Raw genomic sequence first — 14,400 nt, 5'->3', positions numbered from 1 at the left:
TTGTTGTTTAGATCAATCAGACAGGGAATGTAACCCCCGTCATAGCCTCACTCAGTTCCCACAGCCGCAGGGCGTTGCCCGGATCGATCGCCCAGGCCTGTACGCCCGGCTGTTGCGAATCCCCTGACTCCGCAACAGGAGCGATGTCAGCATCCTCGCAGTACACGCCGCCCTCACCTTCGAGCTGCGGGCTCACCGCGCACCACACACTGGTCGCGGCTCCCTGCTGCACCGTCTTCATATGACTCGTCTGCCCGGCCGGAATGCGGTTGCCCGCTTCATCCAGCGCCCCCATGGCGCGCAGCTCGTCATAAGACAGATGCCGGGCCAGATCGGTCAGGATGCTGCCGGGATGCACTGAGAATGCCCGGACACCCTGCGCTTGCCCGCGTTTGTCCAGTTCAAGGGCGAACAGCACATTGGCGGTCTTCGACTGGCCGTAGGCTGTCCATTTCTCATAGGCCCGGCGCTCAAAATTCACGTCTGCGAAATCAACACCGGCAATACGGTGGCCGCGTGAAGATACGGAGACCACCCGAGCGCCTCCCGCCTTCACCAGCGCAGGCCAGAGCCGGGCCGCCAGCCGGAAATGCCCCAGATGGTTGGTCGCGAACTGCACTTCGTACCCGCGGGCATCCCGGGCCAGCGGAGAGGCCATAATGCCTGCACTGTGAATGAGGATATCCAGCGGCCGGCCGGAGTCCAGGAACCGCTGCGCGAAGGCATCAACCGATGCCGGGTCCAGCAAATCCAGCGCCTCCAGCTGGACTCCAGGAATGCCGGCAAGGGCAAGCCGGGCCTTCTCCGGTGTCCGCACCGGTACTATCACAGTGGCCCCCGCTGCAGCCAGGACACGCGTGGTCTCCAGGCCCAGGCCGGAGTAGCCGCCGGTCACGACCGCTATTTTACCGCTCAGATTATGGCCTTGGATTACTTCCTCTGCCGTAGTGTCCGGGCCAAATCCGGAAGGAATCGGGCGCTGCTTAACTGTCACGTTATTCAACTCTTTGTTCATCTCTTGATTTACCCCAGTATTCATTCTTCGTTCCTCCTCTGTTCCATTTCCGCGATGAACTTGCCGTCCTTTATCTCCCGGAAGTTCTTCAGCTTGTATTTCATAAGCTCCAGCGCCGCCGTCAGTTCTGCGAGCTGCTCTTCAATCAGCGTTTTATGCACGTCCAGCACACTGTAGCATTCCTCGTAGTCCTCTTCCGCTGAAGCCCGGATATATTCTTGAATGGTGCGCAGCGGCATATGGGTTCTTTTGAGAATAGCGACGAAGTGCACCCGGTCCAGCTCACGCCTGCTGTATGCCCGCTGGCCGTTCTCCTTGCGGCTTGCCGGGGGGAGCAGCTTGATTTTCTCATAATAGCGGATGGTATCCTGGCTGAGTCCTGTCCGCTCTGCTACCTCGGCGATCGTATAAACAGGCTCCATTGGCTGCTGGCCTCCTTCTTGGCCTGGCTTTCAGGCTTGGTACTTTATTGACAGTCTGCCCTTACAGAATCAAATGATAATCCCTGGAGTATGGTCCAAGTCAAGCAGGCAGGAAACGGAAAATCACCCCTCTGCAGTGAATCGTTTGCGACGGCTGAAAGTGCAGCTTTTCATAGAATCAGGCTCTAATGCAGGAACAATTTGTAAACATTCATAATTACCTTAATAGCGCATCTACAACTCCAATTATGTATCAGGTAACGCTTACTTTAGCTTCAAACTCTCTGCATCTTCTGTTTACTCATCCTTACGACGATTTACGAAATCATGATCCAAGCTTTAATTCCAAATAAATCATAAGAAATCCAGGAACAACCCCGCCGCTGTCTCACAAAAATAAAAAACGGCGATTGAGCGAGATAAACGGATGATAATCGGCCACATATATGGTTTTAGTCTTAAATATTCATCACCAGGCAGCAATTTATTGCAAATCCGGCGCAGAAGCACTCTTTTCCATTTTTACAAAGACAATCCTGAAAGGGTATGATTCGTGTTGAAAGTTACTAGTAGAAATGTGAATGCACGCTGAATTTCCGCCAAGCGGAAAACGGGGGAACCATCAGGCCGCAGGCCTACTTGGGGTGAATCCGAAGGGGACTATAATTGCGCAGTCTCAAAAGGTAGGGCGACTCTCACCGTCCGAATCCGACAGCTAACCTCGTAAGCGTAAAGAGAGAGATCCTTGATCCGCGACGTTTTTGCATCAGGCTTCTTACGCCTGTTCCAAACCGCAGCAGAGGTCCTCCTCTGCCTGCGGTTTTTTGCGCGCTTATTCCGGCAGATCAGCATTCCGGCATACTGATCAACTACATAACCAAACTACAAATCGCACACATTCAGGAAGGAACGTGTCCACATGCCAGACCCATTATCGTCCAAGGCAGCTGCCGCTGCCGGATTCACCAGCTATATTGAGCAATACAGCGGAACCGTATATGCGCTGAGCTGTCTGCTGCTGGAGAAGGGCGCCCGCGCCGATCAAGCCGCAACCGCCACTTTCGCGGCACTCTATGAGCCTTGGCTGAAGGGCAGCACCCAAGCAGATGCTTTCTCCATTGCCGCCTACAGGGAGTGCATCCGGCAGTGCTCTCTGGTGGCTCAAGACCGCAGCCGCTGCTCTTCTGCCCTGCTCACCTGGGAGGATCAGATCGCCAGCGCCTTATGGTACGGCATCCAGCTGCCGCTGCCTGAGATCAGCCTCATCCTGCAGCGGAGCGTCCCTGAGCTAAAAGTGCAGCTTAGAGGGATACGCGAACAGATGGCGGCTGTGCGGTCAGCTGTCCCGCGTCCGTCGGCGGGATAGGGGGTCTGGGTGGGGTCTGGAACAATAGCTTCAACCATGCTGCTGCGATCCATGCGGACTGTAGATTCGTTATTTCACCCAATCAGGCCAATCAGCGATCCATGCGGACTCAGAGGCCCTTAACTAACCAGTTTCGCCTCATTTTGAGCTCCAAAGAACAATATAAGAGTTCCTGAGTCCGCTACGGGCGGAAAAGAAGTCTTTTTCACCAAATAGGGGCTTCTCAGTCCGCAGCGTATAAATGCTTGACAATAACGAAAAACCGCGGCTTCCGCCACGGCTCTATCTGCTCTCAGTGCCAGCTTAATAACAGCAATGGCACTTGTCTTTGAATTCACTAATCGCTCTACACTATTCTTACTATGCTATCCGTTCCAGTTCCAGAAATCAGCGCTTGCCCTTGCCGCCCTTGGCGAACCGCCAGAAGGCCATGCAGCACCCGAGCAATCCGACGCCGAGCAGGATGGTCTGCAGTGCCCCCAGCCAGGTTGATTTGTCCGACGGGATCAGGCTGCTGATAATGATCAGCAGGATGGAGACCGCGACCAGCACGGGGGTTTGTCTACTTTTCTTCACAAAAAATCACCACTCCTAATTACTAATATTACTAAGGTACACTATCTGCGGCGTTTTAACCAGTTTGGGGTGGGTCCGCATATATAAATGATTAAAAAGACGGAATTTTTCCAGGCTCTGGCAATCTTAGAGACTTGTAGATCAGCGCTTTTTAATCTCATAATCTTTATTTATTTTCTCTTTTCAAAACTATATTATTTGTATTTGAATTCGGTTAGTACGGCCAATCCTCCTCTTCCAATCTCCTACTCCAATGGTATAATTACCCTATGTTTTTGTGTATAAAAAATCACTGTACGATAGCGATCTGTAGGAGGACTCATATTGGATCGGAAAACTTCCAAAGAATTAAATTCCCGTAATAATTATTATTTCCCAAAAAGAAGAATTCTTCATAGAAAAATTGTGGCAGGGCTATTAGAGGGATATCCATCGCAATCAGCGCCAGAGATCAATTTTATGGGCGGAGGAACAGCTGTAGGTAAATCCATGATCCGAGACTTCCATCTTGAAGAGCTTGGGGAAATCGGCAAAGATTTTATCATTATCGACTGTGATCGGATCAAACCTCTGATTCCAGAGTATGTTCACTTCCTATCGGAAGATAAGGAGTCTGCTGCTGACCGTGTTCAGGCTGAGAGTTCCGATATTAATGATATGCTGCTTGAGAAAGCTCTATTAAAGAAGGCACATATTCTATTCGATGGAACAATGAAAGATAGTGATTATTACGGCCCTCTCATTCAAAGAATCAGAGCATTAGGTTATATTGTTTCCGCAGTTATCGTACATGCACCAATTGAAGTTGCTTTCATGCGGGAAGAAGAAAGATTCCTAATCGAAAAACGCCGTGTCCCTGAACATGCTATCCGCGATTCGCACCAGCGTGTCAGCCGGTCCTTTATGGAACTTAAACCCTTATTCGATGCCTATCGCCTCTGGGATAACTCAGTTCAAGGTTCTGCTCCAAAAGTGATACTAAAAAAATTGGACAGAGATTCGGAAGAGGTAACGATTGATTTAGTTAAGGTAGAAGAATTTTTCGGCAAAAAGGTCTAAAACTCTCAGACATACCTATACTAGATAGTAAAAGTCTATTATAGGGGGAGAGCAAATGACAAAAAACTCCGACCATTTTCCCAAAAAAAATATGGCTCGATTTAATGCAGCCCAAGACCGCCTGGAAAATAATATTGGACAACATTTGCGAAAAAAGCTCCTCACCCATAAGCAGAATCTAGAGAAAGCAAGAGAGCAGCCTGGAAATTCTAAGTAATTTGACATCTGTTCATCGGCGTCCCTTGGTGTTAATATATATATAAGAAGCGGCTTTTATGTATTCTATTGTCTTAGTCAATGCCTAGACGTAGGAGGGGTATGTATGTTATTCAACAAAGCACAAGATGCAATTGAATCTAACGTGGACAAACTGTTTGCAAAGAAAATGGCTGAACATAATAAAAGTCTTCAAATAGAAATCGCCAAAAAGGCTATGCGGACCGCCCAGCAACAGGTCGCAGCCTCGAAATAACTGTACTGTATATTATGACGGCCGGTCTGATGACCGGTCTTTTTTATTGTTAAGCAGGCATTTTTGCGAGTTTAGAAATTCGGGGATTATTCCTTACAAATACAATAAAAAGCCCACCCGCCTTCCCGGCGAATGGGCCTTGATCTATGCCTATATCCACTAATTATTTCATGTTCTTAAATCCCTTATACTTAAGGAACATCGAGACGGCCAGCGCCAATACGATGATCCCGCCCCCTATCATGAATCCCTTAAAATATATACGCACTTCAGATCCGTTAGACGGGGTTATCAGACTTACCATAAAGAGCATCAAACCCGAGAATAGCATCATCACGAATTCCTGTTTCTTTTTATCCATCAAGACACTCCTCAAAAGATTAGTAGTCCAGTAGGCACCCCGGACCAGAATCAGTGCTTAACGACTGCGCTTCTGATATCTGCCAAAGACTATAATAGTCACCACCATGCCCGCGATGCCTAAACCCGTTAGCATACCTTGCGTGAAATCCATCAGGTTGCTTCCGTTAGAATGAATTATCCGACCCGCTGTCAGCGCAAGAAAAGAGCCCGCATAAAGCATTGCTATATTTTGCTGATGCTTTTTATCCATAATCCCCGCTCCTTAGATCTTATAAGCCTTCATCGCTTTTCTAATCTCCTTGATGCTAGGGCGCTTGCCGTACATCAGGACGCCGGTGCGGTAGATCTTGGCGGCGAGCCAGCCGAAGATGAAGGTTGTGACCAGCAGGATGGCCAGCGAGACCAAGATCTCCCATGTAGCCACTTGGCCTACACCAATCCGCAACAGCAGACTAAGTGACGAAGTGAACGGAACATAACTTGCTACCTTAACCAGCATAGTATCAGCGTTTGAAATACTGAACAACGGGATGTAGAAGCTGACGAACCCCAGCATCATTACCGGCATAATGGCTTGCCCCAAATCTTCAGTACGGCTGACAATTGAACCTACAGCTGCATACATCAAGGCATACAGGAAGTAACCGAGAATGTACAGGATTAAGCCATATACCAGAATGCTGGCATTCAGCTGTCCCAGATCCAGGTCGAAATCCGCCAGGATGCCGGAATTGTGCGGCAGCATCAGGTTGACAGCGATGCTGGCAGATATAATGGCGATCTGCAGCAGGCCGACGAGGAAGATCCCGATGACCTTGCCGAACATCTGTGTCAACGGGGATGCGCTGGTGATCAGAATCTCCATGATGCGCGAGCTTTTCTCCGAGGTAATCTCAGCGGCGATCATGTTGCCGGTCATCATCACCGACATGAAGAACAGCATCAGCAGGACATAGACAACGACATAGTTAATGGCCGGCTTGGCATCTCCTTCTTCTGAACCGGATGCCGCTGCATCGGCATTCAGCTGTTCTGTGCCTATCGAGACCGGAGCGAATATCGCAGCTACCTGGCTCTCCGTCAGCTTATCGCCGACAATTAGTCCGGTATTCACCTGCTGCAAAGCCGTTTGAAGATAACTCTGCACTTTGTCGCTGATATCCCCGTCTTTGCTGTGATACGTAACCGGCGGTACCCCTTCACCGGCTTCTGAAGCAAACGTGAGATAACCCTCGATCTTCTCGTCCTCCAGCCCTTGCTTCAGCGCAGCGTCATCTGCGGAGGGATAGGCTGTGAATACGACTTGAGCATCCGTATCAGCCGGTGGTGTATATGCAAGAAGCAGTTCAGCAGGCCGGAAGCCCTGCTCGGCAACCACTCCGATTTGTTTAGCGTCCTTGGCACCGTCTTCCCCATTAAACACCTTAATCAGATAAGGAATATTCATCCCGATACTCAGCAGGAGCACCAGAATTAATGTTGTAATCATGAAGGATTTCGTTCTTACCTTGTTCTTGAACGTAAAGTTGATAATGCTGCCCATCTTATTCATTAGATTCACCCACCGCTCTGATAAAGATTTGGTTTAGCGTCGGTTCCTTAATCTCGAAATGCTCTACCTCGCCCTGAGCCATGGCCAGCTGCAGAATGCGCTGCGCTGCGCCAATCTCGCTGATGGACAGCAGATATCCGCGTTCCTGGCGCTCCACTGCAGTGACTCCGGCAATCTCCGCAAGCCCGTTCACTTCCCCGGCCGTACGCAGTACGACTGCTTCGCGCGGATACCCCTTCTTGATCTCACGGATATCTCCCTGAACTACAGTGTTCGAGCGGTCGAGAATCGTAATATTGCGGCATAATTCCTCCACATGCTCCATCCGGTGGGTGGAGAAAAGAATACTGGTGCCCTGATCCCGCATCTCTCTGACTGTATCCTTAAGCAGCTCCACATTCACCGGATCGAGGCCGCTGAAGGCTTCATCCAGAATCAGAATCTTCGGCTTATGGACGACAGCAGCTACGAAGCCCATTTTTTGCTGATTGCCCTTGGACAATTCCTCAATCTTCTTATTGTAGTATTCCGGAACGTCGAACCGGTCCAGCCAGTAACGCAGGCTCTTATCGGCCTCACTTGCCAGCATGCCGCGAAGCCGGGCCAGATAGATAATCTGATCGCTTACTTTGACCTTCGGATAGAGCCCCCGCTCCTCTGGAAGATAACCCATCAGATGCTGAAGCTCCGTACTATACGGCTTGCCGTTATAAAGAATCCGGCCTTCATCTGGATAGATCAGACCCAGCACCATGCGCATAGTCGTCGTTTTGCCGGCGCCGTTTGCACCCAGCAGACCGTAAATTTCGCCTTGTTCTACCTTCAGACTGATTCCGTTGACTGCTGTTTTATCACCGTACTGCTTCACTACCCGTTCCAAATGCAAAGCTTCCATTCCTTATTCCCCTCTCTTCTGGTCAATCAGAACCGGACGATGTCCCCGGCTCCATAAGCTTAGGATTTCATCAAGCTCCAGGCTGCGGCTCTTGATAACCTTTACGCCCAAATCATGAATGCGTTTCTCATATTGATAGATTTGCTGGGTCAAAAATGAAGCCACACCCGGCGCTTCCAGCTTAAGCTCCAGCGCCTGCGGCAGCTCTGCTGCCAGTTCCTCCAGCGCCTGCCCGCCTTCTGCCTGAACCCATATTTCACTCCAGGAGCCGAACAAGCTGTCCTTCTCGGCCATTCCCAGCAGCTGTCCCTGATGCATCAGGACGATATAATCCGCCAGCCTCCGCACCTCTTCAACAATGTGGGTCGAGATTACGATGGTGGCCTCATGCTCATCCATATACCGCTGCAGGGTCTCAATCATGATCTTCCAGGCAAAAGGATCAAGGCAGGAAGAAGGCTCATCCAGCAGCAGCAGCCGGGGCTTCGCAGCCAGCGCTGCGGCAATCTCGAATTTGCGGCGTTCGCCCTTGGACATCTTGCCCAGCTTGGCATTCTCCGGCACCTCCAGCTTCAGGAGCAGCTCCTCGAAATAGCCCTGGTCCCAGGCAGGATACCAGTGGCGGCGGAATTCGGCAGCCTCGCCGGCTGTCCAGAAATTCTCTTCATTCTGCGAGTTTTCCGGTACATAGGCGATCGTCTGGCGGAGCTGCAGCGGAAGCCCGTCACGGTAGGCTTCCTCAAACCAGCGGATCTCGCCTTCCTCTGGAAAAGTCAGCTGCAGCAGCATGTGCAGCAGCGTGCTTTTGCCGGAGCCGTTCTGACCCACCAGCGCCGTAATATAACCCTGCGGCAGATTAACATTAAGCGGCCCTACCGTCTTGCCCCTCCGCTTCTTACACACGTTCCGTAGTTCTATGGCTTGCTGTACCATGAGCTCCCCATCCCCCGTTCTTCATTCCTGTTTCCCGAATTTGTCCTTCACAATTTCATTGAACAGCTCTGTCAGCTCTTCTTCGCTGCACTGTACAGAAAGGCCCACGTCCACTGCGGTTTCCAGCGCTTTGCGGATGGCATCCTGCTTATAGCCCGCCATGGTCCCGTCTCCTACATGGGAGACGAAGGTGCCCGTTCCCTGTCTTGTGCGCAGCAGCCCTTCATTCTCCAGATCCTGATAGACCCGGCGGACCGTGATCACACTGCACTTCAGGTCACCCGCGAATTCACGGATGGAGGGAAGCAGGGTTCCTTCCGTGATCGTGCCCGAGATAATCAGCGATTTCAGCTGGGTTTCGATCTGATGATACAGCGGCTCTGCGCTGTTCTCGTTAATTTGTATTGGTATCCACATCATACGCACCCGCCTTCCACACTCCGGTATTCCGGATTAACACCATGCCCCGTTTCATACGAGATCGCGGCTCTTCAGCCGGTGAACCGTCCACCGGGAGAACAACTGTACCGCTACGATGCCTAGCAGCAGCGATCCCCACATCAGCGGAGACAACAGCCCCCACTCCTTGGAGACAGCTACACTTGCAAGCAGCAGATTCCCTCCGGCCAGATAGACCAGCCCAGCAATACCTATGGCCAGGAACATGACGATGATCATAATCAGGAAATATGCTTTGCCGCTGACCGAGAACTCGATAAAAATGAATATTCCGGCAATGACCAGACCGCAGCCAATCCAGGTAAGGGCAAATGCGAGGTACGCGGTGACCGGCAGCTCACTGCGTATATTGGCGCCGATCGTATAGATTAAACTAAAGTACAGCGTGCTGTTCAGGATAAAGGCAAACAGCATATTCAGTTTTCTTTTGCAGAGAATGACCTCAGCCGGTACCGGCAGGGACCGCATATACGCCAGCATTCGGGTATAGGTATCATCCGCCAAATACTTCATGTTTCTCCGGGAGAAGGTAATGCCCAGCATAGAAATAATGGTGACCAGCAAAACATCGCTCAGCAGCTTCCCCTCGCCCCGGTCAATCGCATCATCCAATACCATTCCGGCCAGTGCGGCCATATACCCCATGAATACGACGGCGAACAGCAGCGCCCACAGCAGCTTCAGCCTGTCACCCTTGAAGTCACTGCGTACAATTACCCAGGCATTCTTAAATGTTGTCATCATCTCTAACCTCGCTTTGTGAGTTCATCAGCGGCAGGCGGCAGCAGATCCACACGGTTTCGTGTTCATTTATCTGTGCTTACTGTATATATCTATATACACAGTATATGACCTGTATTTTCCAGTGTCAAGAGACTTTCAAGAAATTGTATTGGATTACATCCTTATGAGATTGGAGACATGCCTACGCGCCACACCTGTGATATTATGTATAAAAACCAAAAAAGCCTATACATCCAGCCCCGCATAAACGGAACAGCAGATGTACAGGCTTTTCTTCAACAATAGCTAACCGCCCATAATGACTTTCCAGACCGGCAGCGTATGTCCGCCCGGATAGAATATGTACAGCAGCACATAGACGGCCACACCCGTGATAGCGGTGAAAAACCAGATGACAGCCGTCACTCTTCCCCACTTGCGGTGTTTGGCATACTTGGCCTTGAAGCCCAGCGTCAGCGTAGTGATGCCGAATACGGCAGCTACGGTAGCCAGCACAATGTGGAAGATCAGGAAGACATGGTAGAGCGTCGACAGATCATCCGGTCCGCCCCAGGTCGTATTCCCCACGAATATCGTTCTTGACGAGTACACCAGGAAAAAAAGAATTGCTGCGATAGCAGCCGCAATCATTGTCTTCTTGTGCGCTTCGCGTTTGCCTTGAATGATTTGTCTCCAGCCGATAGCCACCAGCACCGCGCTAATGACGATGAACGATGTACTGATCGTCGGAAACAATGTGAAAATATCCATGATTATCCCCCTCGGCACTTACCAGCCCTTATAGTTCAGACCCTCCTCCGCAAGTTCAGAAGCAGGCGCGGACAACTCCGTGTCCTCTTGTCCGTTCTCTTTTTTATACCAATGATAGAACACATAAGCAAGCATCGAGGCAAAAATAAATTCCTGAATGAACTTCATCACGATGCCGCCGACCTGCTGATCTACCTTGGGGGACAGGGATCCGAAGAAGCCGGGACCGCCAAAAGCCTGCAGCAAAGCTGCCGGACTCTGCGGCACACAGTAGCCCATGGCCATTGCCCAGGTATTAGGGTCACTATAAGTAGCATATAGGGGTGAACCGGCAAAAATAATCAACCCGCAGGCCGGTGTCAGCAGGACCATGTTCAGAAAGATGAATCCCACCTGGCCCAGGCCGCCAAGCGCCCGGTATTCCGGCAGGGGATTAATCAGATTCCACCACATAAGCCCTGAGGTCAGGAATAACACAGCGTAATACAGGCGGTGCACCGCGAAATGCAGCATGACATAATCATGAATCGCCGGGATATGATAGAGCGAGAATAATCCGTTGAAGAGCAGTGCGGCCACGATCGGCTTAGCGAGAAAAGCAAGGCCGCGCAGCGGATTCACCCGGAGCAGCGCACGCCAGCACCAGTCAGGAATCCCCAGCATAATCAGCGGTACTGCGACAAGATAAGACAAGGCCATACTGACCATATGGAAGGAGAACAGGATATGCCCCAGCAGACTGACCGGACCGCCCTGCGCCAGATAGAGGGCCAGCATTCCGCATAAGAACAGCCCCCTCCGCCAGAAGGGGACTGCAGTACTGCCTTCAAACCGGGAGGACAGCGGACCGATCAGCACAAAATATCCGGCCGTCAGCAGGAGCATCAGAGCCAGAAACAGCGGGCTCCACAGTTCAGTAAAGCTGAAGTATTGTAATCCCGGCATGATCAGCAGCCTCCCCGGACAGAATTAATCCCACCATACCCAGTAGAGCGACATAATAATGCAGGTTCCGGCGATAAAAAATCCGCCCAGCATGAAGATGATCGGCATCATATGCCCTTTGTCCTTCAGATGCATCCAGAAGCCCATCTGCAGAATTACCTGCAGCACAGCCATCACCAGCAGCAGAATAACGGCGAAGGTGGGATTTACCCCTCCGGCAGCTACTGCAGCAAAGGCGATCAGCGTCAGTACAATGGAGAAGACAAAAACTACAATATGCCGCTGCGGCCCTTCCGGGCGGTGCCGGTGCTTCACCGGAGAGTCCGGAGAATGCTGCTTCGTCGTCATGGCTTCATCCCACCTTTCCGAGCAGGTATACTACCGTGAAGATAAAGACCCATACCACATCGATGAAATGCCAGTACATCGCCGACACATAGATCTTCGGTGCCGTTACCACCGTCAGCCCCTTATGCATTAACTGGCCGATCAGTACGGAGATCCACAGAATACCGAAGGCTACATGGGCACCGTGAAAGCCCACCAGGGTATAAAAGGCCGAGCTGAATGCACTGGTGGTCATTCCGAATTCCTCATGCCTGATGTATACACTGAATTCGTAAATTTCTAAGACCAGGAAGCAAAGTCCGAGCAGTACCGTGACCAGCAGCCAGTTCCGCAGCATAGTGACGCGGCCCCGGTGCATCGCCTGGATCGCGAACACACTGGTCAGACTGCTGACCAGCAGCAGAAAGGTCGCCGCCGCGACCAGCGGCAGATGGAACAGCTCATTCGCAGACGGGCCTTCATTGGTCTGATTACGCAGCGCCAGGAAGGTTGCGAAGAGAGTGCCGAAAAGCACTGCTTCCCCTCCAAGGAACAGCCAGAAGGCCAGCACCTTGTTGCGTCCTTCGAGTGTTGCCTTTTCCGGTTCATGCGGGAGAGTCCCGTTCGCCGCTTCAGCATGTGCTGTAGTCATATCCGCTCACCTTCCTTCCAGCTCTTCGGGTTCAATATGCCAGCCCGGATCGTCAAACAGCGACCGCATGAGCATGGACCCGAAGGTAATAAGCAGGCCAAGTGCCGTAACGATATAGTTATTGAACAGAAAGCTCATTACACTGCTGCTGAACTCATCGCGGCTGAACATGAAGCCGAGACCCGCAATGAAAATACCGACCGACATCAGGAACGGCAGGATCGTTGCCGAAGGCATATGAATCGAACCCACCGGCTCGGATGGGGTCATTGCCTTGTGTCCGGCCATTTTTTCCTTCCAGAAGGCATCCAGGCCCCGCACCAGCGGTGTCTGCTTGAAATTATATTCCGGCGGCGGCGAAGGAATCGTCCATTCCAGTGTCCGCCCGTCTTCCCACGGATCATCTGCTGCATCAGCCGGCCGTCTTGAGGTCAGGAATATATTGGTGAGGAAGATCATCATGCCGACGCCCATCAGCATCGCACCAATGGTACTGACCAGGTTAAGCAGATCAAATTGCTGATTCGGCAGATAGGTGAATACGCGGCGCTGCATGCCCATCAGTCCCAGGAAATGCTGCACGAAGAAGGTTAAGTGGAAGCCGATAATGAACGTCCAGAAGGTCCACTTGCCTAACTTCTCGCTAAGCATCCGCCCGAACATCTTCGGCCACCAGTAGTGCAGCCCGGCAAACAGCCCGAGCACCAGGCCGCCGACAATGACATAGTGGAAATGCGCCACTACGAAGTAAGTATCATGGAACTGGAAGTCCGCAGGTGCGGAGGCCAGCATGACCCCCGTTACCCCGCCCATCGTGAAGGTGGGGATGAAGCCGGCTGCAAACAGGTTAGGGGTGGTGAAGCGTACCTGTCCGCCCCACATGGTGAACAGCCAGTTGAAGATCTTGATCCCGGTCGGAACGGCAATCAGCATGGTGGAGACAGAGAACAAAGCATTCGCTACCGGACCAAGGCCGGTGGTGAACATATGATGCGCCCAGACCATGAAGCCCAGGAAGGCGATCAGGATCGTCGCGAACACCATGGAGCTGTATCCGAACAGCCGCTTGCGCGAGAAGGTCGGAATGACCTCAGAGATGACGCCGAAGGCCGGAAGAATCAGAATGTATACTTCGGGATGGCCGAAGATCCAGAAAATATGCTGCCAGAGCACAGGGTTGCCGCCCCCTGCAACATTGAAGAAATTGGCATCCAGAATCCGGTCGAAGGTAAGCAATACAAGGCCTACAGTAATAGCCGGAAAAGCGAATAGAATAATGGCTGAGGTAATAAAGGTGGTCCAGGCAAACATCGGCATCCGCATGAATGACATCCCTGGCGCACGCATCGTGATGATGGTAGCCAGGAAGTTAATGCCGCCGATCAGCGTGCCGAGACCGGCAATCTGCAGCCCGATGGTATAAAAATCCACTCCGTGTGTGGGGCTGTACCCCGTACTGGAGAGCGGGGTATACGAAGTCCAGCCCGCATCAGGCGCACCGCCCATCACCCAGCTGAGATTGAGCAGAATACCGCCGAACAGGAAGGTCCAGAATCCGAGCGCATTAAGAAAAGGAAAGGCTACGTCACGCGCGCCGATCTGCAGCGGAATGACCGCATTCATCAGGGCGAAGATAACTGGCATGACGCCTAGGAAGATCATCGTTGTGCCGTGCATCGTAATCAGTTCGTTGAAGGTCTGGGCATCGAGGAAGGTATTCATCGGCTTGATCAGCTGAATACGGATCAGAATAGCTTCCAATCCGCCGATGCCGAAGAAGATGCCTCCGGCCCAGAGGTACAGAATCGCGATCTTCTTGTGATCGACGGTGGTGATCCAGTCCATAAGCCCGGTATGCCGTTTAACACTG

19 protein-coding genes and 1 riboswitch are annotated in these 14,400 nt (G+C 51.7%); of the genes, 4 read left to right on the top strand and 15 right to left on the bottom strand.

Annotation, left to right across the window (positions count from 1 at the left end; genetic code table 11):
• Positions 1–16: 16 nt before the first annotated feature.
• Complete coding sequence (locus tag PBOR_RS02770) at positions 17–1,039, bottom strand: oxidoreductase (RefSeq protein ID WP_245648011.1); 1,023 nt, start codon at positions 1,037–1,039, stop codon at positions 17–19.
• Positions 1,036–1,437: a MerR family transcriptional regulator gene (locus PBOR_RS02765; RefSeq protein ID WP_042210347.1), complete on the bottom strand. Its 402-nt coding sequence runs from the start codon at positions 1,435–1,437 to the stop codon at positions 1,036–1,038. The genes PBOR_RS02770 and PBOR_RS02765 overlap by 4 nt, the downstream gene beginning before the upstream one ends.
• A gap of 576 nt (positions 1,438–2,013) precedes the next feature.
• A riboswitch (cyclic di-AMP (ydaO/yuaA leader) is annotated at positions 2,014–2,181 on the top strand.
• A gap of 175 nt (positions 2,182–2,356) precedes the next feature.
• On the opposite strand from PBOR_RS02765, the gene PBOR_RS02760 reads away from it, so the two are divergent.
• A complete protein-coding gene (locus PBOR_RS02760; RefSeq protein WP_042210346.1) occupies positions 2,357–2,803 on the top strand; it encodes a hypothetical protein in 447 nt (148 codons plus the stop codon).
• 387 nt (positions 2,804–3,190) lie between these two features.
• Here the strand turns inward: PBOR_RS02760 and PBOR_RS02755 are convergent, their stop codons facing one another.
• Complete coding sequence (locus tag PBOR_RS02755) at positions 3,191–3,379, bottom strand: hypothetical protein (RefSeq protein ID WP_042210345.1); 189 nt, start codon at positions 3,377–3,379, stop codon at positions 3,191–3,193.
• A 324-nt stretch (positions 3,380–3,703) separates the two neighbouring features.
• On the opposite strand from PBOR_RS02755, the gene PBOR_RS02750 reads away from it, so the two are divergent.
• The 3 genes from PBOR_RS02750 to PBOR_RS36770 all read left to right on the top strand — a co-directional run bounded on the left by PBOR_RS02750 (position 3,704) and on the right by PBOR_RS36770 (position 4,910).
• Positions 3,704–4,438, top strand: coding sequence for a zeta toxin family protein (locus PBOR_RS02750; protein WP_042210344.1), 735 nt, complete (start codon positions 3,704–3,706; stop codon positions 4,436–4,438).
• Positions 4,439–4,493: 55 nt separating this feature from the next.
• Complete coding sequence (locus PBOR_RS36775; RefSeq protein WP_157763960.1) at positions 4,494–4,655, top strand: hypothetical protein; 162 nt, start codon at positions 4,494–4,496, stop codon at positions 4,653–4,655.
• Between the two features lie 105 nt (positions 4,656–4,760).
• On the top strand, positions 4,761–4,910 hold the full coding sequence (locus PBOR_RS36770) for a hypothetical protein (RefSeq protein WP_157763959.1): 150 nt from the start codon (positions 4,761–4,763) through the stop codon (positions 4,908–4,910).
• A gap of 163 nt (positions 4,911–5,073) precedes the next feature.
• Here PBOR_RS36770 and PBOR_RS02745 read toward each other — a convergent pair whose 3' ends face one another.
• The 12 genes from PBOR_RS02745 to ctaD form a co-directional block, all read right to left on the bottom strand.
• The gene (locus tag PBOR_RS02745) at positions 5,074–5,271 is read right to left on the bottom strand and encodes a hypothetical protein (RefSeq protein WP_042210342.1); all 198 of its coding nucleotides are present in this window, start codon (positions 5,269–5,271) and stop codon (positions 5,074–5,076) included.
• 57 nt (positions 5,272–5,328) lie between these two features.
• A complete protein-coding gene (locus PBOR_RS02740; RefSeq protein ID WP_042210341.1) occupies positions 5,329–5,523 on the bottom strand; it encodes a hypothetical protein in 195 nt (64 codons plus the stop codon).
• Positions 5,524–5,535: 12 nt separating this feature from the next.
• Entirely contained in the window at positions 5,536–6,825 is a 1,290-nt protein-coding gene (locus PBOR_RS02735; protein WP_042210339.1) for an ABC transporter permease, read from the bottom strand.
• On the bottom strand, positions 6,818–7,720 hold the full coding sequence (locus PBOR_RS02730) for an ABC transporter ATP-binding protein (RefSeq protein ID WP_042210338.1): 903 nt from the start codon (positions 7,718–7,720) through the stop codon (positions 6,818–6,820). The genes PBOR_RS02735 and PBOR_RS02730 overlap by 8 nt, the downstream gene beginning before the upstream one ends.
• 3 nt (positions 7,721–7,723) lie before the next feature.
• Positions 7,724–8,653 carry an ATP-binding cassette domain-containing protein gene (locus PBOR_RS02725; RefSeq protein ID WP_042210336.1) on the bottom strand — a complete coding sequence of 310 codons (930 nt, stop codon included), beginning with the start codon at positions 8,651–8,653 and terminating at the stop codon, positions 7,724–7,726.
• A gap of 21 nt (positions 8,654–8,674) precedes the next feature.
• Positions 8,675–9,070: a GntR family transcriptional regulator gene (locus tag PBOR_RS02720; protein WP_042210333.1), complete on the bottom strand. Its 396-nt coding sequence runs from the start codon at positions 9,068–9,070 to the stop codon at positions 8,675–8,677.
• Between the two features lie 54 nt (positions 9,071–9,124).
• On the bottom strand, positions 9,125–9,856 hold the full coding sequence (locus tag PBOR_RS02715; RefSeq protein ID WP_042210332.1) for a hypothetical protein: 732 nt from the start codon (positions 9,854–9,856) through the stop codon (positions 9,125–9,127).
• Positions 9,857–10,141: 285 nt separating this feature from the next.
• On the bottom strand, positions 10,142–10,606 hold the full coding sequence (locus PBOR_RS02710; RefSeq protein WP_042210330.1) for a DUF420 domain-containing protein: 465 nt from the start codon (positions 10,604–10,606) through the stop codon (positions 10,142–10,144).
• Between the two features lie 18 nt (positions 10,607–10,624).
• Positions 10,625–11,551 carry a cytochrome c oxidase assembly factor CtaG gene (gene ctaG / locus PBOR_RS02705; protein WP_042210328.1) on the bottom strand — a complete coding sequence of 309 codons (927 nt, stop codon included), beginning with the start codon at positions 11,549–11,551 and terminating at the stop codon, positions 10,625–10,627.
• 24 nt (positions 11,552–11,575) lie between these two features.
• The gene (locus tag PBOR_RS02700) at positions 11,576–11,899 is read right to left on the bottom strand and encodes a cytochrome C oxidase subunit IV family protein (protein WP_042210327.1); all 324 of its coding nucleotides are present in this window, start codon (positions 11,897–11,899) and stop codon (positions 11,576–11,578) included.
• A gap of 4 nt (positions 11,900–11,903) precedes the next feature.
• Positions 11,904–12,530 (bottom strand): cytochrome (ubi)quinol oxidase subunit III, encoded by a 627-nt coding sequence (locus PBOR_RS02695; RefSeq protein ID WP_039306709.1) that lies wholly within the window; start codon positions 12,528–12,530, stop codon positions 11,904–11,906.
• 6 nt (positions 12,531–12,536) lie between these two features.
• Positions 12,537–14,375 carry a cytochrome c oxidase subunit I gene (gene ctaD, locus PBOR_RS02690; RefSeq protein ID WP_042218842.1) on the bottom strand — a complete coding sequence of 613 codons (1,839 nt, stop codon included), beginning with the start codon at positions 14,373–14,375 and terminating at the stop codon, positions 12,537–12,539.
• Between the last annotated feature and the right edge of the window lie 25 nt (positions 14,376–14,400).

The sequence above is a fragment of the Paenibacillus borealis genome (assembly GCF_000758665.1).
GTDB classification, from domain to species: Bacteria; Bacillota; Bacilli; order Paenibacillales; family Paenibacillaceae; genus Paenibacillus_AQ; species Paenibacillus_AQ borealis.
Note: the sequence above shows the minus strand (reverse complement) of the source record. Positions and strands in the feature narration are given on the sequence as shown.

What these genes read in the sequence shown, in the direction of transcription:
- PBOR_RS02770 (WP_245648011.1), bottom strand. Translation starts at nt 1,039, where the DNA reads ATGAATACTGGGGTAAATCAAGAGATGAACAAAGAGTTGAATAACGTG.
- PBOR_RS02765 (WP_042210347.1), bottom strand. Translation starts at nt 1,437, where the DNA reads ATGGAGCCTGTTTATACGATCGCCGAGGTAGCAGAGCGGACAGGACTC.
- PBOR_RS02760 (WP_042210346.1), top strand. Translation starts at nt 2,357, where the DNA reads ATGCCAGACCCATTATCGTCCAAGGCAGCTGCCGCTGCCGGATTCACC.
- PBOR_RS36775 (WP_157763960.1), top strand. Translation starts at nt 4,494, where the DNA reads ATGACAAAAAACTCCGACCATTTTCCCAAAAAAAATATGGCTCGATTT.
- PBOR_RS36770 (WP_157763959.1), top strand. Translation starts at nt 4,761, where the DNA reads ATGTTATTCAACAAAGCACAAGATGCAATTGAATCTAACGTGGACAAA.
- PBOR_RS02745 (WP_042210342.1), bottom strand. Translation starts at nt 5,271, where the DNA reads ATGGATAAAAAGAAACAGGAATTCGTGATGATGCTATTCTCGGGTTTG.
- PBOR_RS02740 (WP_042210341.1), bottom strand. Translation starts at nt 5,523, where the DNA reads ATGGATAAAAAGCATCAGCAAAATATAGCAATGCTTTATGCGGGCTCT.
- PBOR_RS02735 (WP_042210339.1), bottom strand. Translation starts at nt 6,825, where the DNA reads ATGAATAAGATGGGCAGCATTATCAACTTTACGTTCAAGAACAAGGTA.
- PBOR_RS02730 (WP_042210338.1), bottom strand. Translation starts at nt 7,720, where the DNA reads ATGGAAGCTTTGCATTTGGAACGGGTAGTGAAGCAGTACGGTGATAAA.
- PBOR_RS02725 (WP_042210336.1), bottom strand. Translation starts at nt 8,653, where the DNA reads ATGGTACAGCAAGCCATAGAACTACGGAACGTGTGTAAGAAGCGGAGG.
- PBOR_RS02720 (WP_042210333.1), bottom strand. Translation starts at nt 9,070, where the DNA reads ATGTGGATACCAATACAAATTAACGAGAACAGCGCAGAGCCGCTGTAT.
- PBOR_RS02715 (WP_042210332.1), bottom strand. Translation starts at nt 9,856, where the DNA reads ATGATGACAACATTTAAGAATGCCTGGGTAATTGTACGCAGTGACTTC.
- PBOR_RS02710 (WP_042210330.1), bottom strand. Translation starts at nt 10,606, where the DNA reads ATGGATATTTTCACATTGTTTCCGACGATCAGTACATCGTTCATCGTC.
- ctaG (WP_042210328.1), bottom strand. Translation starts at nt 11,551, where the DNA reads ATGCCGGGATTACAATACTTCAGCTTTACTGAACTGTGGAGCCCGCTG.
- PBOR_RS02700 (WP_042210327.1), bottom strand. Translation starts at nt 11,899, where the DNA reads ATGACGACGAAGCAGCATTCTCCGGACTCTCCGGTGAAGCACCGGCAC.
- PBOR_RS02695 (WP_039306709.1), bottom strand. Translation starts at nt 12,530, where the DNA reads ATGACTACAGCACATGCTGAAGCGGCGAACGGGACTCTCCCGCATGAA.
- ctaD (WP_042218842.1), bottom strand. Translation starts at nt 14,375, where the DNA reads ATGGACTGGATCACCACCGTCGATCACAAGAAGATCGCGATTCTGTAC.